A 24722-nucleotide genomic window follows, 5' to 3' on the forward strand; every position below is an offset into this window, starting at 1 on the left:
GGGCAGGCCGCGGTCAGCCGTTGATGCGTAACTGAGGATAGCGACGCATACTCCATGCGCACCATGCCAGAGAAATCAGTCCGATCGCGCCACCAACGTAGCCAATACTGGCCATATTCAGAGACAAACTGACCTGATTACCCAGTAACGCTCCGCCACCAATCCCAATATTGTAGATGCCCGAGAGTAGCGACATCGCCACATCGGTGGCATCAGGAGCCAGTGCCAGAACCCGCACCTGAACCGCAAGGCCGATGATCATCATCGACATTCCCCAGAAAATGCATAGTGTCGAAATTGCCATGCTGTGCGTGGCCGCAATAAACAAGCCCAGCATACACAGTGAAACGATGGCAATGGCCCCGAGTAAGAACACAGCCGGATACTTATTTCCCAGAGCGCTGAACAGGATGCTTCCCACGATGCCAGCCGCACCAAAGATCAGCAGTAAAAAGGTGGTGAAATTCCCACCCATACCCGCCACGATCTGAATAAACGGCTCAATGTAACTGTAAGCGGTGTAATGAGCGGTGACCACTACCGCAATCAAAAGGTAAAGTGCGGCCAGAGCAGGGCGCCTGAATAGCATCGGTACACTTTTTAGTGAGCCGCTGTGTTCACTGGGTAATTTAGGCAACAGCTTAAGCAGGCAAATCATGGTGGCGAGGGCGACAACACCGATCACCCCGAAGGTGACGCGCCATCCGAGGAACTGACCGATAACCCGGCCAATAGGTAAACCCAGTACCATTGCCAGGGCCGTGCCGGTCGCCAACATACTGAGCGCCTGCGTTTTTTTGCCGGCGGGCGCCACTCTTATCGCCAGCGACGCTGTAATTGACCAGAAAATCGCATGCGAGAGCGCAATACCAATTCTGGATACCACCAGAACACTGAAGCTCCAGGCCAGCGTGGACAATACATGGCTGAAAATAAAGAGCAGAAAAATGGCCATCAACAGGAAACGCCGTTCAACGTTGCGGGTAAGCAACATCATGGGTAGAGACAGCAGCGCCACCACCCAGGCATAGATTGTCAACATCAGACCTACCTGCGCGGTCGGCATGAAAAAGCTGACCGCAATGTCAGACAGCAGGCCAACTGGTGCAAACTCGGTGGTATTAAAGATAAACGCGGCAATGGCTAACATGATGACACGTAACCATGCAACTTTGCGTGAAACGTTAGTTGATTGCATTGGGATTTACGACTTATTGGGCTGGGTTAATTTCGTTCCAAACGAAATCAGAATGAAGATTACATATTGTGTGTGATCTGCTTTGCAGATGACATATAAAAATTATCTTTTTTGTAAATCAACCGATGCTGGACAGCATGCCTCGACGTAGAGCGGGCCGTTTGCTTAAAACATTTAGCGCATAATTCCCGGCTTTTCATGGTGATACATTTAAGAGCGGTAATCGCTTATTGGCTATCTTCTAAATAACCACGTTATTTGTTATATTAATTTAAAATTCACATACAACTAACTGATTTAAATACATTTTGAAATGGCAGCAACCACAGTAAATCACAGCCGAACGCAAGGGCATAAAGATGCTTGATATCCGTTTTCCTACGGCAGTACAAATGGTACTCTGCATAGCCCAGGCGGAGCGGGAAGGTAAACGCAGCACCAGCAAAATTCTGGCTGCCAGCCTTGAGGCTAATCCCAGTTTTGTCCGTAAAATGATGGTACCGCTCAGCCGTGACGGCATCATCGTATCGACGCTTGGCCGGACCGGTACTATCAGACTGGGGCGGTCGGCAGATCAGATTACCCTTTGTGACATATATATGTCAGTGCTGGAAGACAAGCCTCTGTTGGCGGGGCGGCCAGAGGTATCACCACGCTGTCTGGTGAGTGCTAACAGTTGCTGGTTTTTTAAAGAACTGGCGCAAGAGGCAGAGCAGGCCACCATGGATGTTCTGTCGGGACGCACGGTGGCGGACGCCCTGAAAGAGATCGGTGAACGTGACCAACGCCACACTCTTAATGTTCGTAGCTGAGGCAACCTCAGCTGATGATCTTAACTAAAACCCATTCAGTCTCAGCTTCCACTCCCGCTGAGGAGATCGTTTCCTTCATTAAATAGCTATATGGACACTAACCCGATGCAAGTAGGGACAGCTATTCAAAAAACAGTGGGGTAGGGAAGCAGCGCGCCATTCTGCCAGATCCTGTTCTAAAGCGGTGCGGCTCTGTATAATCTGCAAATTACAATGCCTTCTTCACTTCTCTGACAGGAAACGTCATGGAGATACCAAAACTGAATAAGCAGGTAGGGTGTGAGTTAGCCAGCTATTTGCTGATTACGCTTGCCCTGTTTTTAATTTTTCCGCTGCGCTTATTGCCCTGTTTTTTGACAGGTTTTATCGTTTATGAAACTATTCTGGCGCTTACACCGTGGGTAGAGAAATGGGTTAAAGGCCCGCTGGCCCGATGGATTATTATTTTCTTTCTTACCATGATGGTCGTTGTCTCGTTGGCTTTGGCGATAACCAAACTGACCGGCTTTTTGCTGCATGATTTTCAGGATCCGGCTGCTTTTCACGCCACCGCGAGCAAACTGCTTGAGGATGCCCAACGTACTCTGTCGCCGGTTATTGCACGCTATTTACCTTCAGACATTGATGAGTTGCAGCATCAGGTGATGACCTGGCTACGGGAGCATCTGGTGGTAGTGCAAACCTTCGGCAGGACCGCTGCTCACACATTTGCAACGATGTTGATTGGTATGCTACTGGGCGCGATTATTTCACTGCGCATCGGCGGGAACGACAGGCAGAATGCGCCTTTGAAACATGCATTGCTTGAACGTCTCAGCAGACTGGCGGCCTCTTTTCATAATGTTGTTTTTGCACAAATCAAAGTATCGCTGATTAATACATTACTCACCGCCGGATTTTTGTTTGGTTTATTACCGCTATTTGATCTGCATTTTCCGTTTGCCAAAACGATAGTAATAGTGACTTTCATTGCCGGACTGCTGCCAGTTATTGGTAATCTCATTTCTAACACCATCATCGTACTTGTTGGGCTTTCTATCTCTCTTGAAGCGGCGTTGATAGCCCTGACTTTTCTGATACTGGTGCATAAACTGGAATATTTTATCAATGCCCGGATCTTTGGCTCACGGATCAACGCTAAAACCTGGGAAATTCTGTTGGTCATGCTGGTATTTGAATCAGCATTTGGTATGGCTGGAGTGGTGGCAGCCCCGGTGTATTACGCCTATCTCAAATCAGAGTTGCGCTATGCCAGACTGATTTAAGCCTCCACGGGGGGAATTCCCCCAGGTTTTGCCGGTCAGGGCATCTGCAAATGTTTGGAGGGAGGCGGGAGCAAGGTTACTCATGGTGTGCGAAGAGATACGCAATTTAACATAATATACATTATACGCACCAATGGTAAGGATGGCAGAATCTGACGGGAATCGTTGATACTGGCCATCAACTGGCTACTATCGACAGTGATTCAAAATCATCCGTTTCTCCAAACGAATCAGAATCAAATGTCTGTCAGCAGTAACGGCCTGACCTCACCAATCAGGCCTTTCATCCAATTGCAGTTGGTAAATCTGTACCTGATACACGAGAATCAAACACCACTTCTTCAGTGCCATCATCATGATGCCGGACAATCTGATAACCGGATTACGGGTTCTGGCTCTCAGCTTCATAAGCAGCCCGGAATGCGGATGGATGTACTGATGCAGAAACCACTAACACACATAATTTCATCGTGTGGAACATCAGGACACTGGAAAAACAAGATATTCTGGCACTCGAAAGGCATATTTCTACATTAAGTTCATACACTTACATTACGAAGATGTTTATGAAAAAGCGGTATCTGGAGAAAAGTAAAAGGATTAACAGTCTCAGGAACAAGCGGCGTTGAACTGGTTTTCGTCAACGTAATTGCTTTCTGTCTGGCAGTTGTTGCCTGGCTAATGAAAACTTTCGAGGTTGAATGGCAAACAGCACTAGAAACTGCGCCTGGCCTGATAGGCTGTCGGTGCGGGGATCAAAATTGAAACAGGTCTTGTTCGCTGGGGTGCTCCACTGGCGATCGCCCTTCTGATTCCGGTATTCAAACCAATTCTTAAGGAAGCTGCCGGAGTACGTGAAATGGATGGGTTGGTTTCCGATGATATGGTTTCGTGGTACGGAACTGGCTGATGTTTTTTCGGAATTCTTATCATCGGATAACCGCGCGGTCTTTTTCAGGATATCCCGCACTTCTTCGGTGCGTTTCAGTTGCGAATATAACGTGTAAGAGAAAATGAGTTTCTTTAACTCTGTCCGAATAAAAATAAAAAATGATTAACGTAATCCACACCACAAAATGATTCATATAAATGATTATTATTCCCCCTCCGAATTATTGCTTTTCTTAATACAGGGAGGTAATTGTGTCTTTATAATTATTCTCTGACGATATGAGGAGTGACCTATTGCAAAAATGACGAATCAAGTTGCTGAAGAACCGCTATGATAAAATCATCTGACTGTTTTCACTTGAAAATTCATAGTCAGTCTGAAAAAACAGATTATGTAAGAATAACCAACTCCAGGTATATTCATGCCAGGATAACAAAGTCATAAAAAGGAGATAAGAATGTCTACAATCAATCTTTCATCAAATTATGGATTTATAGATCGTAATATATGGGGAGCACCGCAACCCGGCATGGGGGAAGCATTGAAAGATCTTTTTAATTTTTTCCTGGAAACCTGTCGAACCTATGATATTCACGACATTGACCTCAGGCGGTTTGAATTTGAATATCCAACGGAAAGTGGAACATCAATATGGGGTTTTTTCGATCTCTCTCTTTTGGAGTATATGTTTAATGAGATTCTTTTTGAGAATTCAAATATTACAGCAGTCGAGTGGTCTTATTATCACCCCAATATGACTCCAACACATCCGGGCATAGCATACAATATTGTAGTAAAGTTTGAAAACGGATACATTCATGATGATTGGATGTATAACTTAATTGCACTGGCACCTGACGGGCAATTCAGGGTTAATATGGTATTTTCTCCTTACCCAGGAATGAACAGCCATAGTTTAAGAAAGGCCGCATTACAAAATATATAAACTCTACCCCTTCATAAATCATGGAGGTTTCTTTCCATGTGTATAATCAGGGAAAGAAAACAAAGATAAAAATCAGTTAAAAGGCACAAAACCTGGATTTGAGTTCGGTGAGCGCCTGAACGCTCACCTTTAAAACAACGGCAGTCACACAGAATTAATTACAGGGTTTTTCTGACATTCCTGACGCTTCAGAATAATTTGTGAATAAGTTACTCACAACACCTGAAATACTGCGACGGTTTGCACCAGTTTATGCGCCTGTATCCTGAGATTTTCTGCTGCTGCGGCACTTTCCTCGACCAGAGCGGCATTGCGTTGTGTCACAGTGTCAATCTGAGTGATTGCCTGTCCTACCTGTTTAACGCCTGAACTTTGTTCCATACTGGAAATACTTATTTCAGAGACGATATTAGTAACCTGTTGGATTGCAGAGATAATCTGCACCATTGTCTCTCCCGTCTCATCAACCAACAGGGAACCTTGCTCAACCTGTCCTACACTGTCGGTAATTAACATGCTAATTTCTTTCGCGGCGTTAGCACTGCGTTGCGCCAGGTTACGCACTTCAGACGCCACCACGGCAAAGCCCCTTCCCTGCTCTCCTGCACGCGCTGCTTCAACCGCCGCATTCAGCGCCAGGATATTAGTCTGGAAAGCGATACTGTCAATCATATTGATGATATCGGATATTTTCTTTGAACTGCTATTGATGCCTTTCATGGTTGATATTACGCGATCAACTATCTGGCCACCTTTTGTTGCCAGTTCAGATGCACCGGACGCAAGATGGTTGGCCTGCCGGGCATTTTCAGCGTTGCTACTGACGGTAACGCCCAGTTGCTCCATAGTGGCAGACGTTTGCTGCAATGCGCTGGCCTGTTCTTCGGTACGCTGGCTCAGATCATGATTGCCCTGCGAAATCTGCATGCTGGCCGTCGCCAGACTTTCCGCATTACCACGCACGTTGGTCACCAGAGCCGAAAGAGAGGACTGCATCTCTTTTAACTGCGCCAGCAAGCTCATCTGGTTTTTATATTTCAGCTGAATCCGTTGTGAAAGGTCCCCTTTCGCCATCAGATTAACTTCGCGCATCGCTTCCAGAGGTTCTCCACCCAATTGCTGAAGCAGGCTACGTAAAAGCATAACGCCCAACAAAATCGATGCGACGGCCACGAAAACCACGGCGAAAAATGAAATCATGCTGGTGGTAGCCGCAATATTTTTCTGATTAGTGACTTTTTCGCTGGCAAGATCGTCCTGGTATTTTTTTAACGTCACCAGCTCATGAAAGGTTGTATCCGCATAAGGCTTTACTTCTTCTTTGTTTATCCCTCTTGCACCAACAGCGTCGCCTTTCTCAATGGCAGCAACCTGATGCTCCATCCCTTTACGCATTAACGTATAGGATGAGATAAGATTTGCATAAGAAGATGCCATCGAAGAGTCAATAATGAGCTTGAGATCATCCAGCTGACTTTCAACGCTGGTGAAATTGTCCGTATTCTGTTTTTTCCACAGGGCAATAGATGTCGGATCGCCAATAGCGATCATTCTTAGCGTATTAATATCGATGCGCGTCAGCAAACCATCGATCTGCCCAAGAATGGAAGCAGCTTTGTAATCTTTTTCATATAAAAACTGCAGTTCTGATGTGGCAGCAGAAAGACGTGAAAGCAAGAACACGGCCAGTAATATAAAAAATATTATAATTGTGGAAATCATCACCAACAGCTTCTTTTTTACTGACCATTTTTTCATCGGTGTCTCTCAAATAGAAAATTATATTTATAAAATATCCACAGCATGTGCTGTGTTGTGCTGAATTTATTTTCGCACTGACTCTGTATCGGCCGAAAAAGATGAAACTTGAAGCAGGATTCAGATAGTTTTTTTAATTAATTGCTAACGCCCGTGATTAAAATACAACTTATTGATATGAAAGTATATTTTTAGCTTTTTAATGAGATATTTGTCGCCATATAATTCTAAATGTGAAATCTTTCGGCTTTTTTTTACGCATAAAACAACTAAGCAGCATTGTTTGGTCGCTGTCGAAAAACGGGAAACAGCATACTTAAACTGGCCGGGAGAATCCGGTTGCAGACATGAGAATATGTATAAAACACCGGTGTAATGATATACGGCAGCCCCTGTCACAGGTAAAGCAGTTTACAAAACTGCTTGACCTTTTCCTGTCAAACATTACGGTCTGGCGTAACACGCAACGCTTTTTAGCTGAATGACATATTCTGGTTGCCGCCGCTAAATAACGGCTCCTGATATCGCTACACTTTACGTAAACCCTGTGGCACATGGGATTGCCCGTTTCCACAACGAAAACCGGCGCTATCGACGCTTCAAAGTTGTCGTCAGGATTACAGCTATTTAGACTGTCTCATCCATTGCCTGATGAATGCGCTTTTCCGACACCGGATACGGCGTCCCAAGCTGCTGGGCAAAATAGCTGACCCGGAGTTCTTCAATCATCCAGCGCACATCCTGAACATCCACGTCTTCCCGGCGCGTTGGCGGCAGTTTATTCAACCAGCTGTTCCATGCCTGCTGCAGTTTCTCCACCTTCAGCATTCTTGCACGATCGCTGTGAGGATCGACAGGAAGTTTCTCCAGCCGGCGTTCAATCGCCTGCAGGTAGCGCAAAGTATCCGCCAGGCGTTTCCAGCCGTTTCTGGTGACAAATCCACGATAAACCAGCCCGCCCATCTGTGCCTTAATATCTGACAACGCCAGCGCCATGCTCATATCCACGCGGCCTTTCAAACGCTTGTTGATAGTGAACACGGCGGTCAGGATCTGCTCAACCTGCTTCGCAATGTCCATAACCGTATCGTTGAGTTCTGCCCTCACTCTGTCATGCAGTTGACTGAATCCCCGCTCCTGCCAGCTGGGACCGCCATTTTCCTCGATCAGTTTATCAACGCCGCAGGTGATGCAATCGTCGATCAAGTCCAGTACCTTGCCATAAGGGTTAAAATAAAGGCCCAGTTTGGCTTTATTTGGCAGCTTCTCATGCAGGTATTTGATCGGGGATGGAATAGTAAGCAACAGCAATCTTCGCTGGCCCTGCCACATCGCTTTCTGCTGCTCATGTTGGGAATCAAACAGACGGATCGCCACGCTATCTTTCTCATCGACCAGCGCTGGCCAGGCCTTAACATGGTAATTTCCACGCTTCTGCTCAAAATGATCGGGCAAATCACCAAAGTTCCAGATATGCAGACCACGCTGCTCCAGACCGTCATTGGCCACCAGAGACAGTGTTTCCTGCACCTTGCCCTTCAGTTTTTCACGAAGCGCTGCCAGATCGCGGCCTTCAGCCAACCGGCGATTATGTTCATCCACCACGCGGAAGGTCATTTTAAGATGATCGGGCACCTGATCCCATTGCCAGCTTTCCCGTTCAATGGTCACCCCGCTCATCCGACGGAATTCACGTTCCAGCGACTCAATCAGTGGTAATTGCAGTGGAACCGCGCGGCCAAGAAAAGCCTCCGCATAATTTGGTGCCGGAACAAAATTGCGGCGCACTGGTTTCGGTAACGATTTAATCAGCGCAATAACCAGTTCCCGCCTGATGCCGGGGATCTGCCATTCAAAGCCTTCCTCTTTGACCTGATTCAGCAGCGGCAGCGGAATATGTACCGTGACACCATCGGCATCGGCTCCCGGTTCGAACTGGTAGCTGAGACGCAATTTTAAATTACCTTGCTGCCAGAAGTTTGGATAATCAAGTTTGCTGATGTCTTCCGCACCCGCTTTAATCAGCATCTCTTTGGCAAAATTCAGCCGTTCTGGCTGTTCACGACCGGCCTGTTTCCACCAGGTATCAAAATGGACTGCCGATACCACCTCATGAGGAATACGCTGGTTGTAGAAGTTAAACAGCGTTTCATCATCCACCAGGATGTCACGGCGACGTGATTTGTGTTCCAGCGCTTCCACTTCCTCACGCAGCCGGAAATTGGCCCGTAAAAACGCATGTCGCGTCTGCCACTCTCCTTCAACCAACGCATGGCGGATGAACAGCTCCCGTGACAGCGTAGGATCGATGCGACTGTAATTCACCTTGCGCGCTGCGACAATCGGTAACCCGTACAATGTCACTTTTTCACTGGCCATCACCGCGCCCTGGGCCTTTTCCCAGTGTGGTTCACTGTAACTGCGTTTGATCAGGTGTTGTGCCACCGGTTCAATCCACTCCGGCTCAATGCGTGCCGCAATACGCCCCCACAGGCGACTGGTTTCCACCAGTTCCGCCACCATGGTCCATTTTGGTGGTTTCTTAAACAGAGCGGAGCCGGGGAAAATGGCAAACCGCGCGTTACGTGCCCCTGTGAACTCCTGCTTTTCAACATCTTTCTGTCCGATGTGTGAAAGTAATCCGGTCAGCAACGCGGTATGCAAACCACGAAAATCAGCCGCTTCACCGTTTAGCGGGATCCCCTGTTCACGCACCACCTGGCGCAGCTGAGTATAAATATCCTGCCACTCTCGTACGCGTAAATAGTTGAGATAGTCTGTTTTACAAAGGCGGCGGAACTGACTGGATGACAGCGCTTTTTGCTGCTCCTGCAGGTAATCCCACAGATTGACGAACGACAGAAAGTCAGACGCTTTATCAGCAAATCGCCGATGTTTCTCATCCGATGCCTGCTGTCGGTCTGCCGGTCTTTCACGCGGGTCCTGAATGGAAAGCGCCGCGGCAATGATCATCACCTCACGGGTACAGGCATAGTGTTGCGCCGCCAGCACCATTTTTGCCAGCCGGGGATCAACCGGCAACTGTGCCAGCGTGCGCCCGGAAGGCGTCAGCCGGTAATGATTCTCCTGCTGCACAATTGCGCCCAGCTCTTCCAGCAGTCGCACGCCATCCTGAATATTACGTTTATCCGGCGCTTCCACAAAAGGAAAGGCGCTGATATCTCCCAGCCCCAGGGCGGTCATTTGCAGGATCACCGACGCAAGGTTAGTGCGAAGAATTTCCGGGTCGGTAAACGGAGGCCGGCTGAGGAAATCAGCTTCCGAATAGAGACGGAGGCATATTCCTTCTGCCACCCTGCCGCAACGCCCCTTACGCTGGTTAGCCGACGCCTGAGAAATCGGCTCTATCGGCAGGCGTTGTACCTTGGTGCGAAAGCTGTAACGACTGATGCGTGCCGTACCGGGATCGATAACATAGCGGATGCCAGGTACGGTCAGTGAGGTTTCCGCCACGTTGGTGGCCAGCACGATGCGGCGACCGGCGTGCGACTGGAACACCCGGTTTTGCTCCGCGTTGGACAGCCTGGCGTACAGTGGCAGGATCTCCGTATGCGGTAGTTCGCGGCGATTCAGTGCGTCGGCCGTATCTCGGATTTCACGCTCACCGCTCATAAAGATCAGGATATCCCCCGGCGCTTCTTTACTCAGCTCATCAACAGCATCAAAAATAGCCTGTAACTGATCGCGCTCACTGTCATCAGCGTCTTCGACGACCGGACGATAGCGCACCTCAACCGGGTAAGTCCTGCCGGAGACTTCAATCACTGGCGCATGATGGAAATGTCGGGAAAAACGCTGAGGATCAATGGTCGCAGAAGTGATAATCACCTTCAGGTCCGGGCGTCGTGGCAGCAGTTCGCGAAGATAACCGAGAAGAAAATCAATATTAAGACTGCGTTCGTGCGCTTCATCAATAATCAGCGTGTCATACTGCATCAACAGACGGTCCTGCTGAACCTCTGCCAGCAGGATACCGTCGGTCATCAGTTTGACCTGGGTGGTTTCACTGACCCGATCGTTAAAGCGTACCTTGTAGCCAATACAGCCACCCAGTGTGGTCTCCAGCTCGTCAGCAATGCGGTCAGCAACGGTACGTGCCGCCAGGCGGCGCGGCTGTGTATGTCCAATCAGTCCGCTGATCCCCCTGCCCAGCTCCATGCATATTTTCGGGAGCTGGGTGGTTTTGCCGGAGCCGGTTTCACCCGCCACAATCACCACCTGATGCGCCCGGATGGCATCGGCTATTTCCTGTTTTTTCTGGCTGACGGGCAGATTATCAGGGTATCTGATGGCCGGAACTGCCGCCTGGCGCTGGCGAATACGCTGCTCAGCCACACCAATTTCATGGTTCAGCTCGGCCGCTATTGCTTCCTGTGCTTTCGGGTTTTTTACTTTTTTCGCACCGTGCAGACGCTTGAGCAGACGCTGGCGATCGCGGAGCATTAGCGATTCCAGACGCGGTAACAGCGCCGTCAGGGTCATGAAGGGTGTGTCAGACATAAAAGAAAACTCGCTAATCGCAGGCTCACGGGCCGGTTTCACATGGAAAGGGTGGAAAAATTTTGCGTAGTGTAGCACAGACCATCACTTAGCCAGGACAGATGACCGCTACGCTTGTTCAGTAAATTTGAATACAGGCCTCAGAATATTGCACTATGACCGTGGGTTAATTGCCCCTACAGTGTTTGCCACATGGCCGAAAGACCTTCGCGAAACTAACAGGATATTATTATGAGCAAAGTTTTAGTACTGAAATCCAGCATTCTTGCCGGTTATTCCCAGTCAGGCCAGTTAGCCGATCACTTTGTTGCAGAGTGGAAAGCCGCACACGGAAGTGATGAGATAACCGTTCGCGATCTGGCGGCGGACCCGCTCCCCGTTCTTGATGGCGAACTGGTGGGTGCTTTGCGCCCTTCCGATGCAACACTGAGCCAACGTCAGCAGGAAGCGCTGAATTTATCCGATCAACTGATAGCCGAACTGAAAGCACACGACACCGTGGTGATTGCAGCACCGATGTATAATTTCAACATTCCCACCCAGTTAAAAAACTATTTTGACCTGGTTGCGCGCGCAGGTGTGACCTTTCGTTACAGTGAAAATGGCCCTGAAGGCCTGGTAACCGGTAAAAAAGTGGTGGTGATTTCCAGCCGTGGCGGCATCCACAAAGATACGCCAAGTGATTTACTGACCCCTTATCTCAGGCTTTTCCTCGGCTTCCTGGGCATGTCAGATGTGACATTTGTTTTCGCTGAAGGTATTGCTTACGGACCTGAAGTGGCTGGCAAAGCAACTGATGAAGCGAAAGCGCTGCTCAGGCAGATCGCCACGGCGTAACGGCAGGCCAGCTTCAGCTGGCACGCTGAGCGCATCATGAAAATTGAACCCGCTGAACCGAACCTGCCCCTGAAATTACACTGATGTATGGCGGGCAGGTCGGTAAAGTTCAGCTGGAAAACTCAAGGTTTCGCAGCCGGGAGTCGGTCGCATTCGAACTCCGCTATCGCCGAAATTACCTGGATAGTCATCTTTCCTGCCGGACTGGTGAGGTCAACGCCTGCCAGCGCGAGACAGTGAACACGAATATCTGATGTTGCCAGCTGCTCAACTGTCTTTTCCTGAGGCGACGCTCACAGGCAGGGCTAAATAAAGGTGAGATCCGCAATCGCTACGCTCAGTAACGAGCCGTCGGTGTAAAAAACAGGTCTGGGGTAGATTTCCAGACGGCCCCTGGTCAGCATAATTTCATCTGGCAAGAGCGGAAAAATAATCTGCTAGATCTTACCGATAAATAATGAGACTAACCCGGCTGCAATCAGTGGACCGACCGGAACACCGCGAAACAGCGAGACGCCAATAATGGTACCAATCAGCAGGCCGCCCACCACAGAAGGTTGTGAACTCATCAGCGCCACGCCGCGTCCCCCAACCCAGGAAACAAAAATGCCGATGGCAATGGCAAGCAGTGATTTCCAGTGCAAAAAAGAGTGCATCAGCGTGTTAGTGGGAATACTGCCACTGGCAATGGGTGCCATCACGCCGACAGTCAGAATAATAATGCCCACGGTAACGCCCTGCTTTTCTATCCAGGGAAAGAAGGTGTTCAGCGGTGTCATCCTTAACACAATCAACACCAGCAAAGCGATGGCGACCGTCAGGTTGTGACTGAAATAGCTGAGCGCTGTGAGCAACAGCAATATCACGAGGGTAACATCAAACATAATTTTTCCGGCATGGCAGGGAACGGATTGAGCCAGGAGCTTATTCCTTCACTCTGTTTTTTTCAACGCGCTGGCAGCAATTGCCGCCAGCAGGCTCGCCCTTGGGACGGTCAGCACAGGTACTTCTGCGTCAACCTGCCGGGCCGCTTCCGTCATCGAACTTTGTGCCAGAACAATACAGCCCGGAGAAGTGTGCATGTACTGCCGGGCATAAGCAGCAATTTTCCGATGATATCCGGCAATGTCCTGCTGCATAAAAAAATCCCATGCCTTGGGTATAAGGGCAACGGAAAGACGATCGTCGGCAACAAACGTGCTGAACAGTTCCCGGGTTGAGGCCAATGTGGCAGGCGCTGAGCACAGTACCACAATATTACCCTCATAACGCGAGGCCGCTTCAGCCAGCACAGCATCAACCCGCAGCACCGGTTTACTGAACAGACATGCGTCCTTCGCCACCACACCCAGCGTGGTGCAGGTGATCAGCACCGCATCCGCCTGCCCGCACAACTCCTGCACGATACGGCGTACTGCGTCGGCAATCATACCCGTTACTTTCCCGACGGCGATGGCGCTGGCCAGCAGTTCACTTTCCACCCGATGTATCAGACGGGTCTGACTGTCAGCAAGTGCAGACAGGGCTTCTTCAAATACCGCGATATTACTTTCTGCCCCATGCAGACAGGCAATAGTGGCCATCCCGAGTGCTCCATGAATACTGAGGGAAACACTCTGGCAAATTTTGCGACCTTTGCCAACCTCAGCGCATTGCAAGGCAGGAAGAATGTTTCACATCCATATCACCAAAATGGTGCATCCCTCTTTGATTGTGCGGTCAGATGATAAAACGAAATTTTCATCACCGCGGTTTTCCACGCCTGTGCGCCTTGCGAGAAATGGTACAAAAATTGCTTTATTCCATCGATGCCCCACAGGAGAAGCGGATGAAAGCAATAGTAATTGGAGCCGGGATCGGTGGAATGTCTGTCGCGATCGCCCTGAAGCGTTTCGGCATCGACACCGAGGTATTTGAGGCGGTGAAAGAAATTAAACCGGTAGGCGCGGCCATCTCTATCTGGCCAAACGGCGTAAAATGCCTCAATTTTCTTGGTATGAAAGAACCACTTCGCGCGCTGGGCGGAATGATGCGCACCATGGCCTATTACGACTTTCAGCAGGGAACGCCCCTTACCTGCTTTAGCCTCGACCCACTGGTGGCAGCATGCGGGGAGCGTCCGTACCCGGTTGCCCGTGCCGAGTTACAGGCTATGCTGCTGGATGCCTATGGTCGTCAACAGGTGCAGTTTGGTAAACGCGTTACCCGTGTCGAACAGGATGATCACGGAGTGACCGCGTGGTTTGAAGACGGCAGCGAGATACATGGCGATCTGCTGATTGCATGCGACGGTACCCATTCGGTGGTGCGGGAATATGTGCTGGGCCGACGCGTGGAACGTCGCTATGCCGGTTATGTTAACTGGAATGGTCTGGTGCATAACGATCCCTCCCTCGCCCCGACAGATCAGTGGACGACATTTGTCGGGGAAGGCAAACGTGTTTCCCTGATGCCCGTTGCCAACGACCGGTTCTATTTCTTTTTTGATGTACCATTGCCTGCCGGACTGGCGGAAGATCGCAGCACGCTGCGTGACGATCTGAAACGCTACTTTCATCACTGGGCAACGCCGGTGCAGAAGCTGATTGACTGTATCGATCCACAAACCACCAACCGGGTGGAAATTCACGATATTGACCCTTTTCCTCAGCTGGTGAAAGGACGAGTGGCTCTGCTGGGGGATGCCGCGCACAGCACCACACCGGATATTGGCCAGGGAGGATGCGCGGCAATGGAGGACGCCGTAGTGCTGGCGAACATGTTGCAAACCAACGCTTTGGGGATTGAAGATGCGCTGTTGCGCTATCAGGACAAACGGGCCGAACGGGTGAAGGAGCTGGTTTTAAAAGCGCGTAAACGCTGTGACGTCACCCACGCCAAAGAGATGGCGGTAACCAGACAATGGTACGAAGAACTTAAAAGCGAGACGGGCGAACGTATCATCAGTGGAATGTGCGAAACCATCCAGGCAGGTCCACTGGCCTGAGCAACCTGAACCCGCGATGCACCGAGCTGGTGTCAACGGCCAGGGGAGATGCTGTCGGACGCTGACTGGTCGTGGCAGGTTGGCGATGCTTTCGATGCTCTCCCGGTTCTGTTTTAACTCTTTTGCGGAGTTAGTGCCTGTCCTGCCTGTTTAATGCCAGCGCGGTATTCCGCGCTGGCAATACTTATACAGGTTACTGCAAACAGACCTGAACTGCTGGCTATTCGGCTGTCCAGGCGCACTGTCCGTTGATCCAGGTACAGGCAATATTACGGTCATCACCCAGCGTCATCAGTACAAAAAGTTTCTCCCAGATATCAGCACTGTTAGCGAAGCGCAGCTTCTGCAGCGCCGAGACAGCCGGGTCAAGCACCACGAAATCGGCCTCTTTGCCCGGCATAAAGTTGCCAATACAGTGATGGAGATCGAGCGCATGTGCCCCCCCCAGCGTGGCATGATAGAAAGCTTCACAGGCGGCCAGTCTGTACTGTTTTAACTGGCCTACCTTGTAAGCCTCACCAAGCGTTTGCAGCATATTAAAGGTGGTTCCTGCTCCGACATCGGTGCCGATCCCCAGTTTTACGCCCTTTTTCCAACAGGTTTGCAAATCGAACAGGCCGCTGCCAAGAAACAGATTCGATGTCGGACAAAACGCGACGGCTGATTTGGTGTCGTGCAGACAATCCCACTCCTGATCTTCCAGATGCAGACAATGTGCGAACACGCTGCGCCGCCCGGTTAGCTGGTGCTGATGATAGACATCAAGGTAGCCGTCATTAGCGGGAAACAGCGCCTTAACCCACTCGATCTCCTGCACATTTTCGCTCAGATGCGTGTGCATCCAGGTATCGGGGTATGTTTCTTTCAGCTCGCGCACTTTTTCCAGTAGCGCGGGTGAAGAGGTCGGTGCAAAACGCGGTGTCAGGGCATAGCCAAGGCGGCCACGGTTGTGCCAGCGGTTAATCAGTTCACGGGTTTGCTGCCAGCTCTGCTGCGGGGTTTCAATCAGCTCATCCGGCGCATTGCGGTCCATCATCACCTTCCCCGCAATCAGCCGCATCCCCAGTGCCTCTGCCGCCGTAAACAGTGCGTCAACCGACTGCGGATGTACTGTGCCAAACACCAGTGCGGTGGTGGTGCCATTGCTCAGTAACTGATGCAGAAAGAAAGCGGACATTTTTGCCGCATGCTCCGCGCAGTGATACTGGCTCTCCACCGGAAAGGTATATTGTTCCAGCCACTGCAACAATTGCTCGCCATAAGCACCTATCATTTCCGTCTGTGGGTAATGGATATGCGTATCAACAAATCCGGGCACAATCACTTTGCCGCGATAGTCAGCAAGCGGAATGGCAGGGTCAAGCTGATGTTTTCCCTCCTGCCAGCTCTGCAATGAAACGATCTCCCCGCCGTTGAGCAGTAAAAGACCATCTGCAATGTAGCGGGAATAATGTGGTAGCCATGCAGGATCGGAGACAGTCTGGGTAATATCAAAAAAACTGCCGCGAACAGCCTGAGTGACGGAAAGTGACATAGCGATTCCTTGTGAGCGCCGGGCCGGCTGCAGTATGGTGCGGGTGACCATTAAAAAACAAAGCAATTGTTATGCCAGCGAACTGTCTGGAATTTAGTTGTTTTTTATCATGACGTTAATTTATTCTGGACCAGATGGCTGTTTATTCCTGTCTGAGGGTTGCAGAGAACAGCAAACGATTGCTGCCGGTCATTATCAGCCAGCCTCCTTCGCATAAGGCTGTCATAGCACCATTATCGGGCAAAATTGCAATACAATGCACTGCTGTTGTGCTCGCGCTTCTCTGAAGAAACGCAATATCCGTCTGACTTATCATGCTGACGGCAAAGTGATATGGTGAAAAGCCGGGAATGTGTTGAGGAACAATGAGATGATTGTTTTTGTTACAGGTGCCACCGCCGGCTTCGGTAGGAGCATTACGCGCCGTTTTGTTACTCAGGGTCACAAAGTTATCGCCACAGGTCGCCGCAGGGAACGTTTACAGGCGCTGAAGGACGAGTTGGGCAACAATGTTTTTACACTTGAACTCGATGTCAGAGACCGTGCCGGCATTGCCAGCGCGTTGGACAGCCTGCCAGCCAGCTGGCGCGATATTGATGTGCTGGTCAACAACGCCGGGCTGGCTCTCGGCATGGCTCCCGCTCATCTGGCAGATGTGGAAGACTGGGAGTTGATGATTGATACCAATAATAAGGGACTGGTCTATATGACCCGCGCCGTGTTACCCGCGATGGTTGAACGTAATAACGGACATATTATCAATATTGGCTCTACGGCGGGCAACTGGCCCTACGCTGGCGGCAACGTTTATGGCGCAACCAAGGCTTTCGTTCGCCAGTTCAGCCTTAATCTGCGTACCGATCTTCACGGAACGGCACTGCGGGTGACCGATATTGAGCCAGGACTGGTCGGTGGCACCGAATTCTCCAACGTGCGCTTTAAGGGGGATGATGCTAAAGCAAACAATGTCTATGTCGGCGTTGAACCTTTAACCGCAGAGGACGTCACGGAAGCCGTGTTCTGGGTGGCTACGCTGCCAAAACATGTGAACATCAATACGCTTGAGATGATGCCAGTGAGCCAGACGCTGGCGGGTCTGAAGGTACATAAAACCTGACCTGCCAGCGGAGTTCTCCTGTTTCTCCTCAAAACAACGGCACCAGAATGCTGATGCCGCTTTTCTTTACCGGCTGGCGGCAAAGTTTTGTAATGTCGAGGCGTTATTAACCAGCACCGGCATACGCATCACCAGATGGGCAGCGGTAACGTAAAGCCATTGATGGTTGCTCTTATCCGTACACAGCGCCAGATTTCCGGTGACTGTTGACGGTATCAGGATTTTACCTGGCGGCGTACCTTCCGCAGAATAGATCCGCACCCCTTCTTTATAGCTGCTCCAGACGTTGCCCTTCTCGTCCACTTTAATACCGTCCGGGATGCCGGCTGTAATTTCCGCGAAAGTCTGCCCATCCTGCAGGGTATTGTTACTCACGCGATAAGCGATGATCCGCTTTGCAAGCGCGGGATTACTGAAATCATGAGCCTGTTCAGAATCAGCAACATAGAAGCATTTACCGTCCGGTGAAAAAGCAAGCCCGTTTGGTGAGTGAACTTCCGGCTCGTTCATCCGTTTCAGGATTTTTGAGGTCGGATCATAGCGATAAATATATTCGCCACCCTGTTCGGGCGTACCGCCATAGCTTTCTTTTTTATTCAGCACGCCAAAGGTAGGATCGCTAAACCAGATTGCGCCATCTGGCGCAACCACTTCGTCATTCGGGCTGTTAAGCCGCTTACCTTGCCACGAATCGGCCAGTACCACCCAGTGTCCGTCGTGCTCCTGACGCAAAATAGCGCGTTTGCCGTGTGACGCTGCAATAATTCGGCCTTCGGCATCCACCGCATGGACGTTCTGATAATCGGAGGGAGAAAGCCATACCTTCAGGCCCTGCTTCCCGACCAGCTCATGACTTTATTTTGCTTATCGTCACTGAATATGAGCGAGCCATCTGACATGCAGGCTGGTCCTTATGACCATACCGCTTTATTGGTGATCTGTTCAGCATGACTGTGGCTGTCCACCAGACCGGAAAACGCAGGCTGTTCCACAACAAAACGAACGCCCGCCACCTCCGTTTCGGCATGTGCCGCCCCTGACAAAATCATTCCCAGCAGCAGGCCGGTGACAGGCTTATTTGTACTAAAAAACATGATTTATTCCTCTTCAGCTGGCGCAAACGCCTTTTATTCTGGTGATATTGGCACCGGGTTTCAGTTTGATAACCAGCTGAACATTCGGCTCATTTCCCACCGTTCGTGTTACATGACCAATACGTGGATCGTTGGGGCGCGCCCGCGAGGTACTGTCGGCGTTGAACTGTATTTCACCAGGCCCCTGAACCAGGGTGCTTCCGTCCGTCGTTTCAACTGACCATTTTCCTGACAGGGTGATCACCCACTGAGGCCCCGGAGCATGATGCCAGTTACCAACGTATCCCGGTGGCAGTACGGCCCAGGCCGTGCTTTCCACTTCATCGGGGGAGATACCAATCCACTGTGGGGCCGAGGGTGGCGCATAACTTTTGTACTCCAGCCCTTCCATCCGGCAACGGCCAATATGCGTTGCCCCCTGCTCATCAGCCCAGACGGTGGCATATTTCACCTCAGGCTGTTTTTTTCCATTGCTGACTGTCTGAGTGGCACTGTTTGCCGGTACGGGCTCCAGGTTACTACCGGAAAATGACAGAGTGGATACGCCATAAAGCGCCATAAAAATTAGTAATTTGCTGTTACTCATGCAGTTTCTCGTCATTGGCTAATTCGCGATATAAGCGTAGTTGGGGTTTGAGGTCCAATCGTGTAAAAAACCACGTTAAGGAAATAACCTTTTGTTTTATTTATAAAAAAATCAACCATCTGATGGTTATGATGATCCAGCTTTACCCAGGATTTTTGTGTATACTTGCTGCTGAGAGGTATCTACATTTTAAGGATGGAAGGTAGAACGTTATGAAAGTAAGTGATGTTGCGCTACTTAAGTCAGGGTTTAGTCATGCAGATCTACAAAAACTGAAAAACAATATTGCTAATTATGGCGGATCGCTGGATTCCGTGATTCATGATCTTGCCAACCGCTTCAACGCCTCAAAGTGGATTACTATCGCTGCTTTTACCATACTTACTCTCACACTAATGCTGGCATCTATAGATACCAGCATCACGCTTGCGGCAACGCTTGCGATTTTATTATCTTTTATATGGTATTTAACGCCAGCGAAGCTGGCATACAAGTCATGGCGCTATCGCAGATTAACGACTAATTCTGAACCACGTCAGTAACAGACATAAGGTCAAATATAACCTTAGCTTTAACACCATAACCGACAATTTTCATTGCGAGCTTTGGACGGCTCATGGTGCTGACTTTCCGGTAATCATCGGCGGGCAGATATCGAAATAAACGCCATGTTCCAGGGCGTCTGAACAAACCGAATATGCTATATGCATTCGCAACAAGCGAGACTGATTTATAGATCCCCAGCCCGCTTTTACGGCTGAACCCCATGAATTCAGTTGTGGACATAGCTGCATCAGCAACCAAACCTTCCGAGGTTTTGTTATCCATTGCGTAGTGCGCAATTTCTTTGCTTATGCCGTTCGCACCATCAGTAACCAAAACTGCACCAGCCAGAACACCCAAGGGCGTCACAGAACCTATTAGAGTCAGACCAACAGCTATTTCAACGCCGGACAAAACCACATTTACAGCAGAAATCACATACCCCACAATTTTGTTATTTTCCCGGACGAACTCCACTTTGGCATAAAGTTTCGCCACTTTCGTGCGCAGCATTCGACCCTGCTCTTCATGATTTTCGGTCTCTGCCCTGAGGTTTTTTACGCAGGCCATGCATTCTTCATCAGACTTTGCGCGTCGTGCGGTTGCAAACTGCTGCTCAATAACCTCTTTTATTTCCTGAACAAAATTCATACGTGTGAAACCATCTCTGAGATGAAAAGCAGACTGCGTATTAGCTGTATTGATAAGCTTTCTGGCCTCAAGATTAACCATTGTTTCAGCCCAGGCTTTATTTCTCCCGTCTGAGCGCATCATATCGAGTAATGCCGCGTCCATTCTGTTCTTCCTGTATATTATTTCACCGATGATACCCCGTTATTATCAGCTGTAAACTGTCTTTTCAGACGGAAATATGTTGGTCTCGATATGCCTGTTTTCCCCGATACAGCCTTAAATGAAGCACCCTGTTTAATCAGAGTCAGAGCTGAAGCTGTCGCCAGAGGGGGCTTCCTTCCGAACCGAACAATTTCAGGAATGCTGCGGACGTTTATTCGTCGTTTTGGCTCTGATGTTTGCCAGAGTGATCAGGGAGCGTCAGGCCCGTCCCCATCCTGAGATAATGATCAACATGCCGCACAATGCCACCGCGGCGCCCAGCCAGTCATAGAGACTGAGACGAACACCATCCACCAGACGTAACCACAACAGTGCCGTTAAGACATACACGCCGCCATACGCGGCATAAACGCGTCCGCTGGCCTCAGGATGGAGTGTCAGCAGCCAGACAAACAGTGCCAGGCTGAGTGTGCCAGGCAGCAACAGCAGTACCGAGCCGCCTTTTTTAAGCCACAACCACGGCAAAAAACAGCCAGTAATTTCCGCCAGCGCGGTGATAAAAAACAGCAGGGTCGTCTTTAACAAAATTTCTATTTCTCCCGGACGTAAACGAAATCCCGACGCCTGGTAGGTGCCGGAACGGCCTGATGATATAATCATTCCCTTAATCTCATACAAGCTGACCGTTTGGGGATCAACTCTTAAGGAATCGATGATGAAAATGACGATGAAAACCTGGCAGAAAGTTGTTCTGCCTCTGATGCTGTTTGTTGCGGTGCCTGTGTTCCAACAACATGTTCAGGCGAAAACAGATACGCTGATCATTCAAAATGGCAACCCTGCCCTGAGCAACGAACAGGCCCGTCAGCAGAGGCAGCAATGGGAACAAACGCAGCGCCTGCGTAGCAAAGAAAATTTACGTGATGAAAAAAATTTTGATAAAAGCGACCGGGCTATTGACAACCGCGATACCTGTGAGCAAAGCCTGAATGTTAACGCCTACTGGGAACCCAACACCCTGCGCTGCCTCGATCGCCGTACGGGCCATCCTGTCGCTCCGTAACAGAATAATGCTGCTATAGTTACTGCTGAATTCATGCAAAAGGAAATGATGATGAAACATATCACGTGGATGTTCAGCGCACTAATTATTGCTTCCCCGCTGGTGGTACAGGCCTCCTGCGAAACGGTAAAAGCAGATATCAATCAGAAAATTATCAACAATGGTGTGTCTGCCGGCAGCTTCTCACTGGAGATTGTGCCGAATGATCGGGTCGATCGGGCGGATGGTCAGGTGGTGGGACACTGTGATAATGATAGGCAGAAAATTGTTTATAAGCGCAACCCGAATGAGGACGATGCCCCCGCAGGCACGGGGTCTTCGCAAGATGCGCCGTCATCCTGACGTTTCGAGGCACCTGCACTCAGGCCAACGGGATGAGATGTTAGATTGCGGCCAAACGCGTCGCGTGATCTGCTGAGATCCCCTCCTTTATCATGGGCTGCCCTGGCAGCCTGCTTTACTTTGCAGCACCCGATCACGGGTTCTGACGCTCAATGGAAAGACAATTCACCTCAAACAATATTCTCCCCCTCTGACGCCTCTTTTAATGGCCTCATATGTCCTTATGTCACCTGTTCTGCCAGCGTAAGGGATAATGGCCGGGCATATTGATATGCCCGTAACTGCGCTGGTTACCAGTCGTACGTCTGTTTCCTGCCATTTACCCATTTAATACATCCACTGATACCATAAGCTGATTAGCGCCCAGTAGCGATTCTTCTGACATGCACACAACAGATAATTTTGTAAGCACTGTATTAACTGACTAAAGCCTCAAGCGTCCGGCCTCCTCGCCGGTGTTGACGACCGTGGCCTGGCTTCTGCTCTGACCTCAACATTCACTCTGGTCCCCGGCAGCCAGGACAGGTGGCTTTGGACAACAGAATAATTGTTACAGTGTCACAATTGTGACGATAAATATTGTTTATCAAGCTGAGGCCAGAGTTTATCTGGGCTGGCACGGAATATGCGTGATTTCTATCTTTCTGATTTTTGGTCTTAAACTGGCAACAGCGCCAGAGAACTGCTATAGCTTTTAATGCTCTTTTTACCTTTAAATAACAAAAGTGCCATAAGTTGTATTAATTGACCGTCAGGGAGAATGAATTACATGCAAAATGCATCGCTTATGCGGCGAACTTTGCTTGCCGTTTTTTTTATTGTTGTCGCGATAGCCCTGCTGATCTATGGGTTGGGGCCGGACATCATCAAAGCTCGCCAGGTTGATCTTATCTACCTTGGACAAAAACATATGTTCCTGGTTTTCTGGTCGATGCTGGCGGCACTTCTCGTCGGCATCCCCAGCGGGATCATACTCAGTCGCCCTTTCGCCCGTCGCTGGGCAGAATTTGTTATGCAAATTTTCAACATCGGCAACACCCTTCCGCCACTGGCGGTGCTGGCGATGGCGATGGTGATTATCGGCATCGGCGAACGCCCGGCGATCATTACGCTGTTCCTCGCTTCACTGCTGCCGATTGTGCGTAACACCTATTCCGGGTTGTGTGCTGTTCCCTCTTCGTTGCTTGAAGCGGCAAACGGTATTGGCATGACCAAAGGGCAACGCCTGCGTCAGGTCGAATTGCCGAACGCTTCGCCAGTGATTATGTCCGGGATCCGTATAGCCACCGCGATCAATGTCGGTACGGCGCCGTTAGCTTTTCTGATTGGCGCCAGTAACTATGGTGAACTGATCTTCCCAGGTATCTATCTCAATGATTTTCCCACGTTGATACTGGGCGCAGCAGCCACCGCTCTGTTTGCGCTGATCCTTGACATGTTGCTGGCTGGTCTGGGCCGTTTACTCAGTCCACACGTCGCCGTATAGAATAATAAGGAGTTGATTATGGCGCAGGCCATTTATCTGACCCGCTGGGTTCGCAATACTGTACTGGCGCTCAGCGCCCTGATGACGACCACTGCCACCGTCAGTGCAGCCACTCCCATTGTGATGGCGACACAGAGCTACACAGAGCAGCACGTTCTTTCAGCCATCACCACTCTGTATCTCGGCAAAAAAGGTTTTCAGGTAGAGCCAAAAACCAATATCGCCACCACCATCAGCCGTAATGCAATGATCAACCGACAGATCGATATGACCTGGGAATATACCGGCACCTCGCTGATTATTTTCAACCATATCACCAAACCCATGTCTGCTCAGGAAGGTTACGAGACGGTTAAAAGGCTTGATGCCCGACTGGGCTTGATCTGGCTTAACCCGGCCCCGATGAATGATACCTATGCCTTTGCCATGCAGCGTAAACGTGCAGATCAAGAGCAGATTGATACCATGTCTCAACTGGCGGCAAAAATTGAACAGGTTCGCTCGCAGGACCCTGAAAATAACTGGACGCTGGGTCTGGACCTTGAATTTGCCGGCCGTGCCGATGGTCTGAAACCTTTACAGAAAGCCTACAATATGCCGCTGGATCGCCCCCAGATCCGTCAGATGGACCCCGGTCTTGTTTATAACGCGACCCGCGATGGCTTTGTTGATGCCGGCCTGGTTTATACCACCGATGGCCGTGTCAAAGGGTTCGATCTGAAAGTACTGAAAGACGACAAAGGGTTCTTCCCCAGCTACGCGGTAACGCCCGTTCTGACCAAAGAGACACTGGATTCACATCCGGGTCTGGCAGAGGCGTTGAATGCGCTGTCACCCCTAATCACTAATGAAGCAATCACGGAAATGAACAAGCGTGTGGATATTGACCACCAGTCGCCGCAACAGGTGGCCAGCGATTTCCTGAAATCTAAAGGCTTAATCTGAGG

General features: G+C 49.9%; 22 protein-coding genes and 4 pseudogenes. 13 read left to right on the plus strand and 13 right to left on the minus strand.

Going from position 1 to position 24722, the window contains the following annotated elements; genetic code table 11:
• Positions 1–13 precede the first annotated feature (13 nt).
• The gene (locus EB241_RS08455) at positions 14–1198 is read right to left on the minus strand and encodes a sugar transporter (protein WP_124232750.1); all 1185 of its coding nucleotides are present in this window, start codon (positions 1196–1198) and stop codon (positions 14–16) included.
• Between the two features lie 359 nt (positions 1199–1557).
• On the opposite strand from EB241_RS08455, the gene EB241_RS08460 reads away from it, so the two are divergent.
• Together EB241_RS08460 and EB241_RS08465 are read left to right on the plus strand one after the other, a co-directional pair.
• Complete coding sequence (locus EB241_RS08460) at positions 1558–2010, plus strand: RrF2 family transcriptional regulator (protein ID WP_124232751.1); 453 nt, start codon at positions 1558–1560, stop codon at positions 2008–2010.
• Positions 2011–2255: 245 nt separating this feature from the next.
• Complete coding sequence (locus tag EB241_RS08465) at positions 2256–3275, plus strand: AI-2E family transporter (RefSeq protein WP_124232752.1); 1020 nt, start codon at positions 2256–2258, stop codon at positions 3273–3275.
• Positions 3276–3542: 267 nt separating this feature from the next.
• Here the strand turns inward: EB241_RS08465 and EB241_RS21085 are convergent.
• A pseudogene (locus tag EB241_RS21085) lies at positions 3543–3744 on the minus strand (hypothetical protein).
• Between EB241_RS21085 and EB241_RS08475 the strand changes: the two are divergent.
• From EB241_RS08475 to EB241_RS08485, 3 genes and pseudogenes are all read left to right on the plus strand, one after another.
• Positions 3695–3904 (plus strand): annotated as a pseudogene (locus EB241_RS08475) (hypothetical protein); the annotation flags it as partial. The pseudogenes EB241_RS21085 and EB241_RS08475 overlap by 50 nt on opposite strands.
• Positions 3855–4182 (plus strand): annotated as a pseudogene (locus EB241_RS21870) (hypothetical protein); the annotation flags it as partial. The pseudogenes EB241_RS08475 and EB241_RS21870, both read left to right, overlap by 50 nt.
• A gap of 442 nt (positions 4183–4624) precedes the next feature.
• Complete coding sequence (locus tag EB241_RS08485) at positions 4625–5113, plus strand: hypothetical protein (protein WP_124232753.1); 489 nt, start codon at positions 4625–4627, stop codon at positions 5111–5113.
• A 213-nt stretch (positions 5114–5326) separates the two neighbouring features.
• Here the strand turns inward: EB241_RS08485 and EB241_RS08490 are convergent, their stop codons facing one another.
• The gene (locus EB241_RS08490) at positions 5327–6871 is read right to left on the minus strand and encodes a methyl-accepting chemotaxis protein (protein WP_124232754.1); all 1545 of its coding nucleotides are present in this window, start codon (positions 6869–6871) and stop codon (positions 5327–5329) included.
• A 627-nt stretch (positions 6872–7498) separates the two neighbouring features.
• Positions 7499–11392 carry an ATP-dependent RNA helicase HrpA gene (gene hrpA, locus EB241_RS08495; protein WP_124232755.1) on the minus strand — a complete coding sequence of 1298 codons (3894 nt, stop codon included), beginning with the start codon at positions 11390–11392 and terminating at the stop codon, positions 7499–7501.
• Between the two features lie 231 nt (positions 11393–11623).
• Here hrpA and EB241_RS08500 point away from each other — a divergent pair, with 231 nt between their 5' ends.
• On the plus strand, positions 11624–12229 hold the full coding sequence (locus EB241_RS08500; protein ID WP_124232756.1) for an FMN-dependent NADH-azoreductase: 606 nt from the start codon (positions 11624–11626) through the stop codon (positions 12227–12229).
• Between the two features lie 140 nt (positions 12230–12369).
• Here the strand turns inward: EB241_RS08500 and EB241_RS08505 are convergent.
• The 3 genes and pseudogenes from EB241_RS08505 to EB241_RS08515 form a co-directional block, all read right to left on the minus strand.
• Positions 12370–12507, minus strand: a pseudogene (locus EB241_RS08505) (recombinase family protein); the annotation flags it as partial.
• A gap of 159 nt (positions 12508–12666) precedes the next feature.
• Positions 12667–13113 (minus strand): DUF441 domain-containing protein, encoded by a 447-nt coding sequence (locus tag EB241_RS08510; RefSeq protein ID WP_124232757.1) that lies wholly within the window; start codon positions 13111–13113, stop codon positions 12667–12669.
• Positions 13114–13161: 48 nt separating this feature from the next.
• Entirely contained in the window at positions 13162–13812 is a 651-nt protein-coding gene (locus EB241_RS08515; protein WP_124232758.1) for a hypothetical protein, read from the minus strand.
• Between the two features lie 245 nt (positions 13813–14057).
• Between EB241_RS08515 and hpxO the strand changes: the two genes are divergently transcribed.
• A complete protein-coding gene (gene hpxO / locus EB241_RS08520; RefSeq protein ID WP_124232759.1) occupies positions 14058–15215 on the plus strand; it encodes an FAD-dependent urate hydroxylase HpxO in 1158 nt (385 codons plus the stop codon).
• A 220-nt stretch (positions 15216–15435) separates the two neighbouring features.
• Here the strand turns inward: hpxO and guaD are convergent, their stop codons facing one another.
• Positions 15436–16749: a guanine deaminase gene (guaD, locus tag EB241_RS08525; RefSeq protein ID WP_124232760.1), complete on the minus strand. Its 1314-nt coding sequence runs from the start codon at positions 16747–16749 to the stop codon at positions 15436–15438.
• 370 nt (positions 16750–17119) lie between these two features.
• On the opposite strand from guaD, the gene ydfG reads away from it, so the two are divergent.
• Positions 17120–17866 (plus strand): bifunctional NADP-dependent 3-hydroxy acid dehydrogenase/3-hydroxypropionate dehydrogenase YdfG, encoded by a 747-nt coding sequence (ydfG, locus tag EB241_RS08530; RefSeq protein ID WP_124232761.1) that lies wholly within the window; start codon positions 17120–17122, stop codon positions 17864–17866.
• A 66-nt stretch (positions 17867–17932) separates the two neighbouring features.
• Here the strand turns inward: ydfG and EB241_RS08535 are convergent, their stop codons facing one another.
• From EB241_RS08535 to EB241_RS08540, 3 genes are all read right to left on the minus strand, one after another.
• Positions 17933–18649 (minus strand): SMP-30/gluconolactonase/LRE family protein, encoded by a 717-nt coding sequence (locus EB241_RS08535; protein WP_199737335.1) that lies wholly within the window; start codon positions 18647–18649, stop codon positions 17933–17935.
• Between the two features lie 128 nt (positions 18650–18777).
• Positions 18778–18960, minus strand: coding sequence for a hypothetical protein (locus tag EB241_RS21090; RefSeq protein WP_199737336.1), 183 nt, complete (start codon positions 18958–18960; stop codon positions 18778–18780).
• Between the two features lie 13 nt (positions 18961–18973).
• Complete coding sequence (locus EB241_RS08540; RefSeq protein WP_124232762.1) at positions 18974–19546, minus strand: cupin domain-containing protein; 573 nt, start codon at positions 19544–19546, stop codon at positions 18974–18976.
• Positions 19547–19758: 212 nt separating this feature from the next.
• Between EB241_RS08540 and EB241_RS08545 the strand changes: the two genes are divergently transcribed.
• Complete coding sequence (locus EB241_RS08545; protein ID WP_124232763.1) at positions 19759–20088, plus strand: hypothetical protein; 330 nt, start codon at positions 19759–19761, stop codon at positions 20086–20088.
• Here EB241_RS08545 and EB241_RS08550 read toward each other — a convergent pair.
• Positions 20066–20884 (minus strand): DUF4225 domain-containing protein, encoded by an 819-nt coding sequence (locus EB241_RS08550; RefSeq protein WP_124232764.1) that lies wholly within the window; start codon positions 20882–20884, stop codon positions 20066–20068. The genes EB241_RS08545 and EB241_RS08550 overlap by 23 nt on opposite strands.
• A 258-nt stretch (positions 20885–21142) precedes the next feature.
• Complete coding sequence (locus EB241_RS08560) at positions 21143–21469, minus strand: YnfA family protein (RefSeq protein ID WP_124232800.1); 327 nt, start codon at positions 21467–21469, stop codon at positions 21143–21145.
• Between the two features lie 130 nt (positions 21470–21599).
• Between EB241_RS08560 and EB241_RS08565 the strand changes: the two genes are divergently transcribed.
• The 4 genes from EB241_RS08565 (at position 21600) to EB241_RS08580 (ending at position 24720) form a co-directional block, all read left to right on the plus strand.
• Entirely contained in the window at positions 21600–21947 is a 348-nt protein-coding gene (locus tag EB241_RS08565) for a DUF1283 family protein (RefSeq protein WP_124232801.1), read from the plus strand.
• Between the two features lie 48 nt (positions 21948–21995).
• Entirely contained in the window at positions 21996–22289 is a 294-nt protein-coding gene (locus EB241_RS08570) for a DUF1161 domain-containing protein (RefSeq protein ID WP_124232765.1), read from the plus strand.
• A 787-nt stretch (positions 22290–23076) separates the two neighbouring features.
• A complete protein-coding gene (locus EB241_RS08575) occupies positions 23077–23775 on the plus strand; it encodes an ABC transporter permease (protein WP_407644264.1) in 699 nt (232 codons plus the stop codon).
• 81 nt (positions 23776–23856) lie between these two features.
• Positions 23857–24720, plus strand: coding sequence for a glycine betaine ABC transporter substrate-binding protein (locus EB241_RS08580; RefSeq protein ID WP_233592572.1), 864 nt, complete (start codon positions 23857–23859; stop codon positions 24718–24720).
• Positions 24721–24722 lie beyond the last annotated feature (2 nt).

Origin of the sequence: Erwinia psidii, assembly GCF_003846135.1 — a bacterium.
Lineage (GTDB): Bacteria > Pseudomonadota > Gammaproteobacteria > Enterobacterales > Enterobacteriaceae > Erwinia > Erwinia psidii.